15 protein-coding genes are annotated in these 16,413 nt (G+C 71.4%); 7 read left to right on the forward strand and 8 right to left on the reverse strand.

The annotated features are described in order from the left end of the window. Positions 1-7: 7 nt before the first annotated feature. On the reverse strand, positions 8-904 hold the full coding sequence (locus ABZ267_RS10695; RefSeq protein ID WP_356753656.1) for a LysR substrate-binding domain-containing protein: 897 nt from the start codon (positions 902-904) through the stop codon (positions 8-10). Between the two features lie 95 nt (positions 905-999). Here ABZ267_RS10695 and ABZ267_RS10700 point away from each other — a divergent pair, with 95 nt between their 5' ends. The 3 genes from ABZ267_RS10700 to ABZ267_RS10710 are packed head-to-tail and all read left to right on the forward strand — an operon-like array spanning position 1,000 to position 4,398. Continuing rightward, positions 1,000-1,704, forward strand: coding sequence for a succinate dehydrogenase cytochrome b subunit (locus ABZ267_RS10700; protein ID WP_356753658.1), 705 nt, complete (start codon positions 1,000-1,002; stop codon positions 1,702-1,704). A gap of 1 nt (position 1,705) precedes the next feature. Further along, positions 1,706-3,655: a fumarate reductase/succinate dehydrogenase flavoprotein subunit gene (locus ABZ267_RS10705; protein ID WP_356753660.1), complete on the forward strand. Its 1,950-nt coding sequence runs from the start codon at positions 1,706-1,708 to the stop codon at positions 3,653-3,655. Beyond that, positions 3,652-4,398 carry a succinate dehydrogenase/fumarate reductase iron-sulfur subunit gene (locus tag ABZ267_RS10710; RefSeq protein ID WP_128848928.1) on the forward strand — a complete coding sequence of 249 codons (747 nt, stop codon included), beginning with the start codon at positions 3,652-3,654 and terminating at the stop codon, positions 4,396-4,398. The genes ABZ267_RS10705 and ABZ267_RS10710 overlap by 4 nt, the downstream gene beginning before the upstream one ends. A gap of 46 nt (positions 4,399-4,444) precedes the next feature. On the opposite strand, the gene uvrA is transcribed toward ABZ267_RS10710, so the two are convergent. Both uvrA and ABZ267_RS10720 read right to left on the reverse strand, forming a co-directional pair. Next, entirely contained in the window at positions 4,445-6,865 is a 2,421-nt protein-coding gene (gene uvrA, locus ABZ267_RS10715) for an excinuclease ABC subunit UvrA (RefSeq protein WP_356753662.1), read from the reverse strand. Positions 6,866-6,938: 73 nt separating this feature from the next. Continuing rightward, positions 6,939-7,949, reverse strand: coding sequence for an MsnO8 family LLM class oxidoreductase (locus ABZ267_RS10720; RefSeq protein WP_356753664.1), 1,011 nt, complete (start codon positions 7,947-7,949; stop codon positions 6,939-6,941). A 75-nt stretch (positions 7,950-8,024) separates the two neighbouring features. Between ABZ267_RS10720 and ABZ267_RS10725 the strand changes: the two genes are divergently transcribed. Beyond that, a complete protein-coding gene (locus ABZ267_RS10725) occupies positions 8,025-8,513 on the forward strand; it encodes a hypothetical protein (RefSeq protein WP_356753666.1) in 489 nt (162 codons plus the stop codon). Here ABZ267_RS10725 and ABZ267_RS10730 read toward each other — a convergent pair whose 3' ends face one another. Continuing rightward, positions 8,514-8,729 carry a dodecin gene (locus tag ABZ267_RS10730; protein ID WP_356753668.1) on the reverse strand — a complete coding sequence of 72 codons (216 nt, stop codon included), beginning with the start codon at positions 8,727-8,729 and terminating at the stop codon, positions 8,514-8,516. A 203-nt stretch (positions 8,730-8,932) separates the two neighbouring features. Between ABZ267_RS10730 and ABZ267_RS10735 the strand changes: the two genes are divergently transcribed. The 3 genes from ABZ267_RS10735 (at position 8,933) to ABZ267_RS10745 (ending at position 12,044) form a co-directional block, all read left to right on the forward strand. Further along, on the forward strand, positions 8,933-10,186 hold the full coding sequence (locus ABZ267_RS10735; RefSeq protein ID WP_356753670.1) for an extracellular solute-binding protein: 1,254 nt from the start codon (positions 8,933-8,935) through the stop codon (positions 10,184-10,186). A 155-nt stretch (positions 10,187-10,341) separates the two neighbouring features. Next, positions 10,342-11,148 (forward strand): GNAT family N-acyltransferase, encoded by an 807-nt coding sequence (locus tag ABZ267_RS10740; RefSeq protein ID WP_356753672.1) that lies wholly within the window; start codon positions 10,342-10,344, stop codon positions 11,146-11,148. After that, positions 11,145-12,044, forward strand: coding sequence for a lysophospholipid acyltransferase family protein (locus tag ABZ267_RS10745; protein ID WP_356753674.1), 900 nt, complete (start codon positions 11,145-11,147; stop codon positions 12,042-12,044). The genes ABZ267_RS10740 and ABZ267_RS10745 overlap by 4 nt, the downstream gene beginning before the upstream one ends. Here ABZ267_RS10745 and egtD read toward each other — a convergent pair. Genes egtD through egtA form a run of 4 tightly spaced genes read right to left on the reverse strand, consistent with a single transcriptional unit; the run spans position 11,987 to position 16,411 of the window. After that, positions 11,987-12,949 (reverse strand): L-histidine N(alpha)-methyltransferase, encoded by a 963-nt coding sequence (gene egtD / locus ABZ267_RS10750; protein WP_356753676.1) that lies wholly within the window; start codon positions 12,947-12,949, stop codon positions 11,987-11,989. The genes ABZ267_RS10745 and egtD overlap by 58 nt on opposite strands. Continuing rightward, the gene (gene egtC, locus ABZ267_RS10755) at positions 12,946-13,701 is read right to left on the reverse strand and encodes an ergothioneine biosynthesis protein EgtC (RefSeq protein WP_356753678.1); all 756 of its coding nucleotides are present in this window, start codon (positions 13,699-13,701) and stop codon (positions 12,946-12,948) included. Before egtC ends, egtD begins: the two co-directional genes overlap by 4 nt. Beyond that, positions 13,701-15,068 (reverse strand): ergothioneine biosynthesis protein EgtB, encoded by a 1,368-nt coding sequence (egtB, locus tag ABZ267_RS10760; RefSeq protein WP_356753680.1) that lies wholly within the window; start codon positions 15,066-15,068, stop codon positions 13,701-13,703. Before egtB ends, egtC begins: the two co-directional genes overlap by 1 nt. Beyond that, complete coding sequence (egtA, locus tag ABZ267_RS10765; RefSeq protein ID WP_356753682.1) at positions 15,065-16,411, reverse strand: ergothioneine biosynthesis glutamate--cysteine ligase EgtA; 1,347 nt, start codon at positions 16,409-16,411, stop codon at positions 15,065-15,067. Before egtA ends, egtB begins: the two co-directional genes overlap by 4 nt. Positions 16,412-16,413 lie beyond the last annotated feature (2 nt).

The raw sequence follows: 16,413 nt of genomic DNA on the forward strand, positions 1-16,413 counted from the left end.
GCTCCGGTCACCCGTCCTCCGGCCCGTGCTCCAGCAGCATCCGCTGGAGCTCCCGGGCCGCCCGGGGCGGGGCCACGTCGCTGCGGTGCGCGAGAGCGATCGTGCGCCGCAGCCCCGGTTCGGCCAGCGGAGTCCTGCGCAGGTCGGGGCCGGCCCGGTTGGCGGCCATGCCCGGCACCACGGCGATGCCGAGCCCCGCCCGTACGAAACCGAGCACCGCGTCCATCTCGCCGCCCTCCACCGTGAACGAGGGCTCGAACCCCTCCGCCCGGCAGGCGGCGAGCGTCAGCTCCCGCAGGTTGTAGCCGTGCCGGAACATCACCAGCGGCGCTCCTTCGAGATCCGCGATCCGCACCCGGCCACCGTGTCCCGGCGCGGGCCCGGCGGCCGACGACACCACCACCAGGTCCTCCCGCAGCAGTTCCACCGTCGTCAGCGCGGGTGAGGCGGCGGGCAGCGGCAGCACCACCAGTGCCAGGTCGAGAGCGCCGCGCGCCAGCTGCCGTACGAGATCGTGCGAGCCGCCCTCCTCCAGCAGCAGCCGGACACCCGGATGGCGGTCGTGGAAGGCACGCAGCACATCGGGCAGCAGCCCCGTACAGAGGCTCGGCGTCGCACCGAGCCGCACCCGGCCGCTGCGCAGCTGCACCAGCTCCTGCACCTCGTGGCGCGCGGTCTCCGCGTCCGCGAGGATCCGCCGGGCCAGTGGCAGCAGCGCCTCACCCGCGTCGGTGAGCGCGATGTTGCCGCGGGCCCGGCTGAACAGCTCGGCGCCCAGCTCGCTCTCCAGCGCCCGGATCTGCTGGGAGAGCGAGGGCTGCGAGACATGCACGGCCTCGGCGGCCCGGGTGAAGTGCAGGGTCTCGGCCACGGCCACGAAATAGGTGAGCTGCTGGAAGTGCATACACCGAGGCTACGATCGTTCGATAGATGGTGCCTATGAAGATCAGCCACTCCATGTCTTGGACTGATCGGCCCGCGACCCCTACCGTCAGGTTCATGGCATTGGCAACGCGGACGGACCGACGGCCGTCGATGACGCGTACGCTCTGGGACTCGACCGTCGGCAAGAAAACCATCATGGCCGTGAGCGGCCTGATCATGCTCGGGTACCTCGTCGCCCATATGGTCGGCAACCTGAAGATCTTCTTCGGACCCGGCGAGTTCGACGGCTACGCCCACTGGCTGCGCACCATGGGCGAACCGATCCTGCACTACGAGTGGGCGCTGTGGATCGTCCGCGTGGGGCTGGTCGCCGCCGTCGTGCTGCACGGCATCTCCGCGTACCAGCTGAGCCGGCGCGACATCAGAGCGCGGCCGACGAAGTACGTCCACAAGCGGCCGCGCGCCAGCTACGCCACCCGGACCATGCGCTGGGGCGGGATCATCCTGGCGCTCTTCATCGTCTGGCACATCCTCGACCTGACGACCGGCACCGTCCACACCAGCTTCCAGGCCGGACACCCGTACCAGAACGTCATCGACACCTTCTCCACCTGGTACGGCAACGTCATCTACATCGTCGCCGTGCTGGCCATGGGCCTGCACGTCCAGCACGGCTTCTGGAGCGCCGCACAGACCCTGGGTGTCGGCAACGCGACCCGCGACCGTGTCCTGAAGACCCTCGCGAACGTCCTCGCGGCGGTGCTGACGCTGGGCTTCGTCTCCGTACCCGTCGCCGTCATGACCGGAGTGGTGAGCTGAGATGCCCGACTACACGCAGTACGCCACCGGCGAGCCCGTCGTCGACACCAAGGCACCTGAAGGCCCCGTCGCCGAGCGCTGGGACACCCGCCGCTTCCAAGCCAAACTCGTGAACCCCGCCAACCGGCGCAAACATACGGTCATCGTCGTCGGCACCGGCCTGGCCGGCGGATCGGCCGGTGCGACGCTGGCCGAACAGGGCTACCACGTCGTCCAGTTCTGCTTCCAGGACTCGCCGCGCCGCGCGCACTCGGTCGCCGCACAGGGCGGTATCAACGCGGCCAAGAACTACCGCAACGACGGCGACTCCATCCACCGGCTCTTCTACGACACCGTCAAGGGCGGCGACTTCCGCGCCCGGGAGTCCAACGTCCACCGGCTGGCGCAGATCTCGGTGGAGATCATCGACCAGTGCGTCGCCCAGGGTGTCCCGTTCGCGCGTGAGTACGGCGGACTCCTCGACAACCGCTCCTTCGGCGGCGTCCAGGTCTCCCGTACGTTCTACGCGCGCGGCCAGACCGGCCAGCAGCTCCTCCTCGGCGCCTACCAGGCGCTCTCCCGGCAGATCGCCACGGGCGGCGTCGAACTCCACGCCCGTACCGAGATGCTGGACCTCATCGTGGTCGACGGCAAGGCACGCGGCATCGTCGCCCGCGACCTCGTCACCGGCAAGATCGACACCTACTTCGCCGACGCGGTCGTCCTGGCCACCGGCGGTTACGGCAACGTCTTCTACCTGTCGACCAACGCCATGAACTCCAACGCCACCGCCATCTGGCGGGCCCACCGGCGCGGCGCCTACATGGCCAACCCCTGCTTCACCCAGATCCACCCCACCTGCATCCCGCGCACCGGCGAGCACCAGTCCAAGCTCACGCTGATGAGCGAGTCGCTCCGCAACGACGGCCGCATCTGGGTGCCCAAGGCCAAGGGCGACGACCGCCCGGCCGACCAGATCCCCGAGGACGAGCGCGACTACTACCTGGAGCGCATCTATCCGGCCTTCGGCAACCTGGTGCCGCGTGACATCGCCTCCCGCGCCGCCAAGAACGTCTGCGACGAGGGACGCGGCGTCGGGCCCGGTGGCCAAGGCGTCTACCTGGACTTCGCGGAGGCCATCGGCCGGATGGGCCGCAAGGCGGTCGAGGCGAAGTACGGCAACCTCTTCGACATGTACCAGCGGATCACCGACGAGGATCCGTACACGGTCCCGATGCGGATCTATCCGGCCGTGCATTACACGATGGGCGGCCTCTGGGTCGACTACGACCTCTCGACCACCATTCCCGGCCTCTTCGCCATCGGCGAGGCGAACTTCTCCGACCACGGGGCCAACCGGCTCGGCGCCTCCGCGCTGATGCAGGGCCTCGCGGACGGCTACTTCGTCCTGCCGTCCACGATCAACGACTACCTCGCCCGCAACCCGCACGCCGAGATGGTCGACGCCGAACACCCGGCCGTGGCCGAGGTGGTGGCGGAGACCGAGGACCGCATCAACCTGCTGCTCTCCGTCGACGGCGACCGCACGCCCGACTCCTTCCACCGCGAGATCGGTGAACTCATGTGGGAGTACTGCGGGATGGCGCGCACCGAGGACGGACTGCGCAAGGCGCTCGCCAAGATCCCGGAGATCCGCGAGGAGTTCTGGCGCCGCATCAAGGTGCCGGGCACCGGCGAGCAGTTCAACCAGTCGCTGGAGAAGGCCAATCGCATCGTCGACTACCTGGAGCTCGCCGAGCTCATGTGCCTCGACGCACTGCACCGCGCCGAGTCCTGCGGCGGCCACTTCCGCGCCGAGTCCCAGACCGCGGACGGCGAGGCCGAGCGGCGCGACGAGGAATTCTCGTACGCCGCCGCCTGGGAGTTCACCACCACCGGCGGCGCACCCGTCCTGCACAAGGAAGACCTCGTCTTCGAGTACGTCCACCCCACTCAGCGGAGCTACGCATGAAGCTCACCCTGCGCGTCTGGCGCCAGCAGAATGCCGAGACGCCCGGCGCCATGGCCACCTACGAAGTCGACGGCATCTCCCAGGACATGTCGTTCCTGGAGATGCTCGACACCCTCAACGAGGAGCTCATCCTCGCCGGGGACGAGCCCGTCGCCTTCGACCACGACTGCCGCGAAGGCATCTGCGGCGCGTGCAGCCTCGTCATCAACGGCGACGCCCACGGCCCGGAGCGCACCACCACGTGCCAGCTCCACATGCGGTCCTTCGCCGACGGCGACACGATCGACATCGAGCCGTGGCGGGCCTCCGCCTTCCCGGTCGTCAAGGACCTGGTCGTGGACCGCTCCTCCTTCGACCGGATCATCCAGTCCGGCGGCTACATCTCCGCACCGACCGGCACCGCACCCGACGCACACGCCACCCCGGTGCCCAAGCCGGACGCCGAACTCGCCTTCGAGAACGCCGAATGCATCGGCTGCGGCGCCTGCGTCGCGGCCTGTCCGAACGGCTCGGCGATGCTCTTCACGGCCGCCAAGGTCAACCACCTCAACGTCCTGCCGCAAGGAGCCCCGGAGCGCGAGACCCGGGTGCTGGACATGGTGGCCCAGATGGACGAGGAAGGGTTCGGCGGCTGCACGCTGGCCGGCGAGTGCGCGACCGCCTGCCCGAAGGGCATCCCGCTGCCGTCGATCGCGGCGATGAACAAGGAGTGGCTGCGCGCGACGCGTAAGGTCCGCCGCTGACAGGTGAGTTGATCCCGTACGGTCGTGAACTCCGGGCCGTACGGGATCAGCTGCGCAGTGCCTTCGCCAGATACGGCGCCGTACGGCTCTCCGCCGACCGCGCCACCTCCTCAGGCGTCCCGGTCGCCACGATCCGCCCGCCCCGGTCGCCGCCGCCAGGACCCAGGTCGATCACCTGGTCCGCGCCCGCCACCACGGCCATGTCGTGCTCCACGACCACCACCGTGTTGTGCGCGTCCACCAGACCGTGCAACTGCCGCATCAGCACCTCGACATCGGCCGGATGCAGACCGGTCGTCGGCTCGTCCAGCAGGTACAGCGTGTGGCCGCGCCGGGTGCGCTGGAGCTCGGATGCGAGCTTGATCCGCTGCGCCTCACCGCCGGACAGCTCGGTGGCGGGCTGGCCGAGCCGCAGATAGCCGAGCCCGACGTCCAGTAGCGTGGTCAGCGCGCGCTCGGCGGCCGGAGTACCGGCAAAGAAGGAGGCGGCCGACTCCACGGTCAGGTCCAGTACTTGAGCGATCGTCAGGCCGCGCAGCGTGACCTCCAGGGTCTTCGGGTTGTAGCGCGCGCCATGGCAGTCCGGGCACGGCGCGTACGTGCTCGGCAGGAAGAGCAGCTCCACCGAGACGAACCCCTCGCCCTGGCACGTCTCGCACCGTCCGCCGCTGACGTTGAACGAGAACCGCCCGGCCGTGTAGCCGCGCTCCCGGGCCGTCTCCGTCTGCGCGAACAACTTCCGTACGGTGTCGAAGAGTCCGGTGTACGTGGCCAGGTTGGACCGGGGCGTCCGCCCGATCGGCTTCTGGTCGACCTGGACGAGCCGGTCCACCGCCTCCAGGCCGCTCACCGCAGCGCAGAACCGCTCACCCGCTCCGGCCTCCTCGCCCGCCTGCCGGTCCGCCAGCGCACTGGCGAGCACCTGGCCGACGAGGGTCGACTTGCCCGAGCCCGACACGCCGGTCACCGCCGTGAAGACGCCGAGCGGGAACGCCGCGTCGACGCCGCGCACATTGTGCCGCTCCACGCCGGAGAGACGGATCCACCCCGTCGGCGTGCGCGGCTCCCGTAGGGGCGTCGCCTCGCTCTCCACCGGGAACAGGAACCGCCGGGTCGCCGACTCCGGCACCTCCGCCAGCCCCTCCGGCGGCCCGCTGTGCAGCACCCGCCCGCCGTGCTCCCCGGCCAGCGGGCCCACGTCCACCAGCCAGTCCGCCCGCCGCACCACATCCATCTGGTGCTCCACCACGAAGACCGAGTTGCCGGCCTCCTTGAGCCGGCCGAGCACCCCGAGCAGCGACTCCGTATCGGCGGGGTGCAGTCCGGCCGACGGCTCGTCCAGTACGTAGACCACTCCGAAGAGTCCCGAACGCAGCTGGGTCGCCAGCCGCAGCCGCTGCAGCTCACCGGAGGAGAGTGTCGGCGCCGTCCGGTCCAGGCTCAGATAGCCGAGCCCCAGCTCGGTCACCGTCTCGATGCGGGCCAGCAGATCGGCGGTCAGCACCCGGGCCGTCTCCTCACCGCCCGCTCCGGCGCCCGACAGCACCTCCGCCAGCGCGGAGAGCGGCAGCGCGGCCAGCTCCGCGATGGTCCGCCCGGCGAAGGTCACCGCCATCGCCTCCGGCCGCAGCCTGCTCCCGCCGCACACCGGACACGGCACACTTGTCAGGAAGCGCTCCGCCTTCGCCCGCAGTGTGCGGCTCTTGGTGTCGGCGAAGGTGTGCAGCACATAGCGCCGGGCGCTCATGTACGTGCCTTGGTACGGGCGTTGGATGCGGCCCGCGTCCCGCACCGGATGAACCGTCACCACCGGCTGCTCGTCCGTGAACAGGATCCACTCCCGGTCCTCCGCCTCCAGCTCACGCCAGGGCCGGTCGACGTCGTACTCGAGAGCATCCAGCACATCGCGCAGGTTCTTCCCCTGCCAGGCACCCGGCCACGCGGCGATCGCACCGTCCCGGATCGACAGCGAAGGGTCGGGCACCAGCAGCTCCTCGTCCGTCCGGTGGATCCGCCCGAGACCGTGGCACTCGGGGCAGGCTCCGGCCGCGGTGTTGGGAGAGAAGGCGTCGGAGTCGAGGCGCTCGGCACCCGCCGGATGGTCGCCGGCCCGGGAGAACAGCATCCGCAGCGAGTTGGAGAGCGTGGTCACCGTCCCCACGGACGAGCGGGCACCCGGCGCCGAGCGGCGCTGCTCCAGCGAGACGGCCGGCGGCAGCCCGGTGATCTCTCCGACGGCGGGTGCGCCCACCTGGTGGATCAGGCGGCGCGCGTACGGTGCGACGGACTCGAAGTAGCGGCGCTGGGCCTCGGCGTAGATCGTGCCGAACGCCAGCGAAGACTTGCCGGATCCGGAGACGCCGGTGAAGACCGTGAGGGTGTCGCGCGGGATGTCGACGTGCACGTCCTGGAGGTTGTGCTCGCGCGCACCGCTCACCCGGACGTACGGATCGTGGGGGGAGTGCATGGGGCTCGGCTCCGTACATGAGGGGACAAACAGTTCGATTCTAGGTGCGGGCGTCCGATCGGCACCGCCCCGGTCAGCGTCCGCGCCGTACGATCCCGGCCAGCCGCCGCAACGAATGCACCAGCGCCTCACGGTCGTACGTACTCGTCGTCACGAGCACCTCGTCCGCACCGGTCTCCTCGATCGCCCGCTCCAGCTGCTCCGTCACCTGCTCCTCGGTGCCGTGGATGTGGCCGTCGAGCCCACGCTCGTACAGCGCGCGTTCCTTGGCCGTCATCGTGCGGCTCTCGATCTCCTCGGCGGGCGCGAGTGGTGGGAAGCTGCCGTGGGTGCGTGCGTACGCCATGGCCCAGGCCTCCGGGATCAGCAGGCGCCGGGCCTCCTCCTCGGTGGCGGCGACGGCGACCGTGCCGGAGACGATGACCTCGGGGCGCTCGGCGCGGGCGGAGGGCCGGAAGTCCTTGCGGTACACCTCGATGGCGCGGAGCACCTTCTCCCGGCCGCGCAGGTCGCCGATGACGAGCGGGAGGCCGGCGGCGGCCGCGACCGCCGCGCCTTCGCCGATCGCCAGGACGTACGCCGGGATGTCCAGGCCTTCCGCCGGCCGGGCGTGGACCTGCGGGTGGGCCTGCTGGGTGCCGTCGATCCAGCCGAGCAGTTCGGCGAGGCGTCCTGGGAAGTCCTCCGCGTCCTTTTTGCCGTGGCCGAGCGCCCGGCGTACGCCGTCGGTGAATCCGACGGAGCGGCCGAGCCCCATGTCGATCCGGCCGGGGAAGAGCGAGGCGAGGACGCCGAACTGCTCGGCCACGACGAACGGCTGGTGGTTCGGGAGCATCACTCCGCCGGTGCCGACCCGGATGGTGGAGGTCGCGGCGGCGACGGCGGCGGCCAGGACCGTCGGCGCCGACCCCGCGACGCCCGGCACGCTGTGGTGCTCGGAGACCCAGAAGCGGTGGTAGCCGAGCGCCTCCACCTCCCGCGCCAGCGCCACGGTGTCGCGCAGCGCCTCGGGACCGTCGTGCCGCTCACGGGTGCGGGAGCGGTCGAGGAACGAGAAGCGGGCCGACGCGATCACAGAGCTCACACCCTGTTCAACGCGCCCGCCCGGTGAGGATTCCCGGACCCGGCATGATCGGCAAGACACCCCTAGTCTGGCCGGGTGAACGACGACACCCGGCCGCTTGCCGTATTCGATCTCGACGGGACCCTCGCCGACACGGCCCACCGGCAGCACTTCCTGAAGGGGCCGAAGCGTGACTGGAACGGCTTCTTCGCCGCCGCGCCGGACGATCCGCCGCTCGCCGAAGGCGTGGCGCTGGTGCTCGCGAGCGCCGAGGAGTGCGAGGTGGTCTATCTGACCGGGCGGCCCGAGCGGTGCCGCCGGGCCACCGTGGAGTGGCTGAGCCGTCAGGGGCTGCCCGAGGGGCGGCTGTTCATGCGGCGCGACGACGACCGGCGCCCGGCCCGGCGGACGAAGCTGGACATCCTCCGGAGGCTGGGCCGCTCGCGTGAGGTGCGGGTGCTCGTCGATGACGACGAGCTGGTCTGCGATGCGGCCGAAGTGGCCGGATTCCGTGTGGCGCGGGCCCGCTGGTTCGACCCGTCACCTGAACTGAAGGACGCGCAGGAGCGCGACGGGCGTACCTGATCAGGCGTTCTCGTCGAGCCGGAAGCCCACCTTCAGGCCGACTTGGTAGTGCGCGATTCGGCCATCCTCGATATGGCCGCGAACTTGCACAATCTCGAACCAGTCGAGATTGTGCAACGTTTCCGCGGCTCTTGCGACGCCGTTCCGGATCGCCGCGTCGATGCCTTCCTCGGAGGTTCCTACGATTTCGGTGACCCGATAGGTGTGGTTGGACATGGTTTGTCTCCTCTCTGGTGACCACGGTGCCTCAATCCCGGGTGTCGCGCGAGGGGGCGAGCTGGACGAATCGGGACGAGCACGCGCCTTGACCTACTGATTGGTCCATACCAAAATTCAGCCAAACGCCCGTGCGAGCGCCGCCCGCAATCCCCCCACACCGGGTCCCGATTTCGTCGTGCCGTTTCGCAGAAGGTGACTACGTGAAGAACCGCATACTCGTCGGAGCCGTCGCGCTCGTTTCGTCACTCACGCTCAGCGGATGTGGCTACTTCTCCGGTTCGGGTGGCGGGGACCGCACGGTGACGGTCTGGCTGATGAAGGACAGCGTCTCGCAGGGATTCCTGGAGAAGTTCACCAGCGCGTACGAGAAGGAGAATCCCTCCGTCAAGCTGGAGTTCAAGATCCAGGAGTGGGGCGGCATCGGCCCCAAGGTTCTCGAAGCCCTGGAGAGCGACGACGCGCCCGATGTGATCGAGGTCGGCAACACCCAGGTCGCGCAGTACGCGGAGAGCGGCGGCCTCCGTGACCTCACGCTCGAATCGATGCGTGACCTGGGCAGCGAGGACTGGCTGCCCGGTCTCGCCCAGCCCGGCCAGATCAGCGGTGTGCAGTACGGCATCCCCTGGTACGCGGCCAACCGCGTGGTGATCTACAACAAGGACATCTTCGAGGCCGCCGGCGTGGACGACCTGCCCAAGACGCGCGCCGAGTGGATCGCGGACACCGAGAAGCTCAACACCCAAGGCAACCAGGGAATTTACCTGGCCGGCCAGAACTGGTACGTGCTGGCCGGATTCGTCTGGGACGAGGGCGGCGAACTCGCCGAAGGCGGCGGCGGCGACTGGCGGGGCACGCTGGACACGCCCCAGGCGCTCGCCGGAATGAACTTCTACAAGGAACTCCAGGCGCTCGGCGAGGGGCCCGCGGACTCCGACGAGGAGAAGCCGCCGCAGAACGACGTATTCGCCCAGGGCGACGTCGCGCAGATCATCTCGCTCCCCGGCAGCGCCGCGCTCATCGAGCAGAAGAATCCCGAACTCAAGGGAAAGCTCGGCTACTTCCCCATCCCCGGCAAGACCGCCAAGGCCCCCGGCTCCGTCTTCACCGGCGGCTCGGACCTCATCGTCCCGAAGAAGGCCGATCAGCGCAGCGCCGGGATCGCCGTCGTCAAGGCGCTGGCGAGCGAGAAGTGGCAGACCGAACTCGCCCGGACCATGAGCTACGTTCCCAACAAGCCCAAGCTCGCCCATGTCGTCGAGGGCGAGGAGGGCACCGCCGCGATGGCCGAAGGCGCGAGCCAGGGCCGCGCCACGCCCAACTCCTCGCAGTGGGCCAAGGTCGAGGCGGAGAACCCGATCAAGCCGTACATGACGGCGGTGCTCACGGGTGCCGACGCGGCCGCCGAGGCGAAGAAGGCGTCGGAGCGCATCACGGCCATGCTCGCCGGCAGCTGAGCCGCGGCCGGTCTCCGGGGATTCAGCCGTCGCACATCCCCGCGCTCCACAGCGGTCACGTCGAATCCAGCCGGTGACGGAAGAAGTAAGGGGCCGGGCCTTCACACCCCGAGGGCCCGGCAGCCGTCCCTGCTGATCCGTCCCCGGAGACCGCCATGACCGTGCTGCCCACCGCCCCGCCCGCCCCTTCGGCGCCGACCTCCGCCGCTCACCGCACCTCGCGACCGGCCGCCTACCGGGTCTCCCTCGCCACCGGCCAGGAGGACGTACGCGCCGCCCAGCGGCTGCGCCACCAGGTGTTCGCCGGTGAGCTCGGCGCCCGCCTCGAAGGGCCCGAACCGGGCATCGACAGCGACGCGTTCGACGCGTACTGCGACCACCTGCTGGTCCGCGAGACCGCCACGGACGAGGTCGTCGCCACCTACCGCCTGCTGCCGCCGGACCGCGCCCGGATAGCCGGACGGCTCTACGCCGAGAGCGAGTTCGACCTCACCCGCCTCGCGCCCATCCGCGACGACCTCGTCGAGGTCGGCCGCTCCTGCGTCCACCCCGCCCACCGCGACGGCGCCGTCATCGCCCTCGTCTGGGCCGGACTCGCCCGCTACACGCAGCGCTCGGGCCACACCTGGCTCGCCGGCTGCTGCTCCCTGCCGCTGGCCGACGGCGGCACGCTCGCCGCCCGCAGCTGGAACACCGTACGCACCGCGCACCTGGCGCCCGAGGAGTACTGGGTCACCCCGCACCGCCTCTGGGACTCCGCCGCGCACCCCGACGCCGGCCCCGGCTCCCGGGCCGACCTGCCGCCGCTGCTCCGCGGCTATCTGCGGCTCGGCGCCTGGGTCTGCGGAGCTCCGGCGTACGACCCCGAGTTCAACGTGGCCGATCTGTACGTCCTGCTCTCGCTGCGCCGGACCGACCCGCGCTACCTGCGCCACTTCCTCTCACTCGTACCGCAGGCATGAGCGCCTGGCTGCCCGTCGCTCCCTGCACCCCGCAGCTCTGCGCCCGGCACACCGGAGCGGTCCGGGCCCCGCTCACCGCCGTCCTGCGGCTCCTCGCCGGCTGCGCGTGGACGCTGGTGGGCGTGGCCTGCGCGCTGCCGGTCCGGCTGCTCGCGGCGGGCCCGCGCGGTCGGCTCGTGCGGTGGTGGGCGCGGGGCGTACCGCGTGCCTTCGGCGTACGGGTGACCGTCCGGGGCCATCCGTACGCTCCGGACACCGGCGGCGAGCTGGTCGTCGCCAACCATGTCTCCTGGCTGGACATCCCGCTCGTCGCCGCCGTGCTGCCCGGCCGGATGCTCGCCAAGAGCGAGGTCGGACGCTGGCCGGTGCTCGGACGGCTCGCCGGGCTCGGTGGCACGTTCTTCATCGACCGGGACCGGCTGCGCGCGCTGCCGGGAGCCGTGGGCACCGTGGCCGAAGCCCTGCGCTCCGGCTCGCGGGTCGTGGCGTTTCCTGAAGGCAGCACCTGGTGCGGGCGGGAAAGCGGCGGGGTGTTCCGGCCGGCGGTGTTCCAGGCGGCGATCGACGCGGAGGTCTCCGTACGGCCGGTGCGCGTCACCTACCGACCCGCCGGAGCCGTCGCGTTCGTCGGGGACGATCCGCTCGCCGCCTCGCTGTGGCGGGTGGTGCGGGCCGCCGGGCTCGCCGCCGAGGTCGTGGTGCTCGCACCGATCCCGGCAGGCGATTTCGCATCCGCCTCGCCGGGCGGTGAGCCGGGCCGCCGTGGCCTGGCCCGTACGGCAGGAGCCGCCGTCGCCGGTACGGACCGGACGACGACGGCTCCTGCTACAGGCGTGGCTCAGACCGCCGTGGCCAGCGACAGCGCGAACCGGCCCGCCGCATCCGTCCACCACTGAGCCAGCTGGAGCCCGGCCGCCTCCAGCTCCTCGCGCACGTCCTCCTGGCGGAACTTCGCCGACACCTCCGTACGCAGCTCCTCACCGGCCTCGAACGGCACCACCAGGTCCAGCTCCCGGATCTTCACGCTCAGCGCCCGGCGGGCGCGCAGCCGCATCTCGATCCAGCGCTGCTCCGGATTCCACACGGCGACATGCTCGAAGTCCTCCAGCGGGAAGTCCGCGCCCAGCTCCCGGTTGACGACGTTCAGCACGTTCTTGTTGAAGGCCGCCGTCACGCCCGACGCGTCGTCGTACGCCGCGACCAGCGTCTCCTCGTCCTTCACCAGGTCCGTGCCGAGCAGCAGCGCGTCGCCGGGGGAGAGGAGCGAGCGGACCGAACGCAGGAAGCCGGCCCGCTCGTCGGGCAGCAGATTGCCGATCGTGCCGCCGAGGAAGGCGACGAGCCGCGGCCCAGGAGTGCCCGGCAGCGCCAGACCACCGGTGAAGTCGGCGATCAGCGCATGGACGGAGAGCCCCGGATGCTCGGCCAGCAGCGATTCCGCCGCCCCGGTCAGCGCGCTCTCGCTCACGTCCACCGGGACGTAACTCTCCAGCCCTTCCAAGGCGTTCAGCAGATGGCGGGTCTTCTCCGAGGAGCCCGAGCCCAGCTCGATCACGGTCCTGGCGCCCGAGGCGGCGGCGATCTCCTCGGCGCGCTCCTCCAGGATCTCCCGCTCCGCGCGCGTCGGGTAGTACTCGGGCAGCCGGGTGATGTCCTCGAACAGCTCGCTGCCGCGCGCGTCGTAGAACCACTTGGGCGGCAGCGTCTTCGGATGCCGGGTCAGCCCGCTCAGGACGTCGGCGCGCAGCGCCGCGTCCGTCGCGTCCTCCGGCAGGGTGCGGGTCAGCAGGAAAGGGCTCACGCGGCGGGCTCCTTGAGCGGTGTGGGGGTGACGGCTGCGGAGGTCGCGACCAGCAGGGTGCGGTCGGGTGTCTCGCGCCAGCGTGGATCGTCGTCGTACGGCTCCGAGGCCACGGCGGTCGCGCGGCCCGGATTGTGGAGATACCAGAGCGTGTCGCCCCAGGCGGAGGCCACGATGGTGGTGCCGTCCGTGACCAGCAGGTTGAGCCGGGAGCCGGGTGCCGCCTCGGCGACCTCCCGTACGGTCTCCGCCACCGCCGTCTCCACGCCGTCGCCGGCGGCGACGCGGTGCAGGATCAGCGCCCAGAGCAGCGCCGAGTCGTTGCGGGCGGCCAGCGCCAGCAGCTCCTCGGCGGGCAGGGCGGCGGCCGGGGCCGCGAGGGAGGCCGGCCAGCCCGGCACCGCGCCGTTGTGGCTGAAGAGGAGTCGCCCGGCGGCGTACGGAGCGGCCGCGGCCTCCCCGTCCGCACCCGCCTCGGTGGCGTCCCGTACGGCGGCGAGCAGCGCGGTCGTCCGCACCACCCGGGCCAGGTCCACGAAGGTCTGGTCGTGCCAGATCGGTCCCTGGCGCCGGTAGCGGCCGGGCACCGGGTCGCCGTCCGCGTACCAGCCGACGCCGAAACCGTCCGCGTTGACCGTCCCGTACCGCTGGCGGCGCGGCGCCCAGGACTGGCGCACCAACGAGTGCGGCGGCTCGGACAGTACGGACCCGAGGGCCACCGGATCGCCCACATAGGCGATATGACGGCACATCAGGCGTCCCTCGCGGTGCGGAACCCGGAGAAGATCTGCCGCCGCACCGGCAGGTCCCAGTTGCGGAACGTGCCCCGGCAGGCGACCTGGTCCACGGCGAACGAGCCGCCGCGCAGCACCTTGTGGCCCGGTCCGAAGAACACGTCCGAATACTCCCGGTACGGGAACGCCACGAACCCCGGATAGGGCAGGAAGTCGCTCGACGTCCACTCCCACACATCGCCGATCAGCTGACCCGCGCCGGACGGCGCCCGGCCCGCCGGATACGCACCGGCCCGCGCCGGACGCAGATGGCGCTGGCCCAGGTTGGCCTGCTCGGGTGTCGGGTCCGCATCGCCCCAGGGATAGCGGAGCGAACGGCCGGTGGCGGGATCGTGCCGGGCGGCCTTCTCCCACTCGGCCTCGGTGGGCAGCCGCCGGCCGGCCCAGCGGGCGTACGCGTCGGCCTCGTACCAGCTGACGTGGAGCACCGGCTCGTCGTCCGGTACCGGCTCGGTCACGCCGAACCGGCGGCGCAGCCACTGCCCGGCGTCCCGGTGCCAGAACAGCGGTGCGGTGAGGCCGTGTTCGCGGACCATGTCCCATCCCTCGGGCGCCCACCAGCGCGGGTCGGTGTACCCGCCGTCCGCGATGAACCGCTGGTACGCGCCACAGGTGACGGGTGCGGTGTCCAGATGGAAGGCCGCCACCTCCCGCTGGTGCGCGGGCCGTTCGTTGTCCAGGGCCCATGGCTCGGCGGAGGTGCCCATGGTGAACGGGCCCTCCGGGACGAGGACTTCGGCGGGCAGGGCGCCGGCGTCGGTGGGCTCGGGCGGGGCGGGAGCGGTCAGTGCGACCGGGCCCGTGCGGAGCTGATGGGTGATCAGCATGGTCTCGTCGTGCTGCTGTTCGTGCTGCGCGATCATCCCGAAGGCGAATCCGGCCCGCTCCAGCGGACGCCCGCCGCCGTGCAGCGGCGCGGCCTCCAGGATGTCCAGGGCCCTGCCCCGTACGTCGGAGGCATACGTCCGCGCCTCGGCCGGTGCCAGCAGCGGCAGCGAGGGCCTCGCGGAGCGCGGGTGCTCGAAGGCGTCGTACAGCCCGTCTATCTCCGGTCGCAGCGCCTCACGTCCGCCGACCGCGCGGAGCAGCCACTGCTCCTCCTGGTTGCCGATGTGGGCCAGGTCCCAGACGAGCGGAGACATCAACGGCGAGTGCTGGGCGGTGAGTTCGCCGTCTTCGACACTGTCGGTGAGGGTGGCGGTGCGTGCGCGGGCGGTCAGCAGCGCGTCGAGCGCGCGCTGCCGGAGCGCCTCGGGGTCGTGGCCGCCGGAGCCCGGCGGGAAGCCGTCCGCGGCGGTGATGGAGGGGGCACGGTCGTCGGTCATGCTGAGGCCACCCTTCCGGTGTGCGGGCCGTCCGTGGAGCCGATGGAGCCCGCCGGCCGGCTCAGTTCGGTCAGAGCGCCCGGTTCGAGCAGATCGTCGGCCGGACATCGGCCCCGGGCCACATACCGGTCGTTGAAGGCCGCCACGGTCTCCCGTACCGCCTTGCTCGCGCCCATCCGGTCGAGCGCGCTGAGCGCCGTGTCGAAGCAGACGGTGGCCGCCGCCCGCAGCTCCGGATCGGCCAGGCCCTCGCGGGCGGCGGTCGTCCAGAGCGGATTGCGCGGCGCGGGAGCGGATCCCGCCGTCTCGGCCAGGGGCTTCACGGTGCGGTACACGGTCTCGGCGGCCTCCGGGTCGTCGAACAGGGCGGTGGCGACGGCGAGCGGTACCAGCCACCCGTCCGCGCCGCTCTGCGCGTCGATCATGCGCAGCTCCAGGTGCCCGCGCGGCCGGACCGGCGGGAACAAGGTGGTGACGTGGTAGTCGAGATCGGCGCGGACCGGTGGCCGGGGCGCGCCGGTGCGGATCCACTCCCGGAAGGTGAGGCCCTCCGGCACGTCCCAGGGGCCTTCCTCGCGCCGGATGCACATGACCGTCGTGTCCAGCACATGTGCGGCCCAGGCGTCGCGCGGCGGCAGCCCGCCGACCGGCGCCAGCGTCCGTACGGGATCGAGATCGGCCCACAGAGCCTGCCGGGTGGACTTCCAGCCGGTAGGGCGACCCTGCCGGAACGGCGAGTTGGCGAACGCGGCCACCAGGACGGCACCGAGCAGATGGGTCAGCTGCCAGCGCCGGCCGTAACCGAGCGGCCCCGGCTCCTCCACACCCGCGTCCAGGCAGACCTGGACGGACGCGGAGGTGCACATCATCGCCCGCCCGGACGGGCCCGCCCGGTCGAGCGCCGCCTCCATGGCGGCGTACCGCGGCTCGCTGAGCCTGCGGTGCGGGGTCTGCCACGGGTCGACACCGAGGCCGACCGGTGCGAGCCCGGCGCGGCCGAGCGATCCGCGTACGGCGGCCAGATCCGCCGCGGTCGTCTCGACGCACTCCATCAGCGAGCCGACCGGCTGGGAGCTGAGCTCCACCTGCCCGCCCGGCTCGAACGTCAGTGCGGCGGACAGGGGCAGTTCGCGGAGGTCCGCGACCGCGCTGTCCAGCCGGTCCTGGTCCACCGGGACGGCCGGATGTTCCTGGTCATGGATGAGCCATTCGAGTTCCACCCCGACGATGCGAGGAGGACCTGTCTTGAAACATATGCCGCGCAGTAAATCCTGTGCCGCGCCCTCGTCGAGGGTGGCGGAGTCCGGGCGCGAGCCGGGGCCTCCGCGAGCGTCCGAAGACATGA

It is taken from the genome of Streptomyces sp. NPDC006174 (assembly GCF_040614075.1).
Lineage (GTDB): Bacteria > Actinomycetota > Actinomycetes > Streptomycetales > Streptomycetaceae > Streptomyces.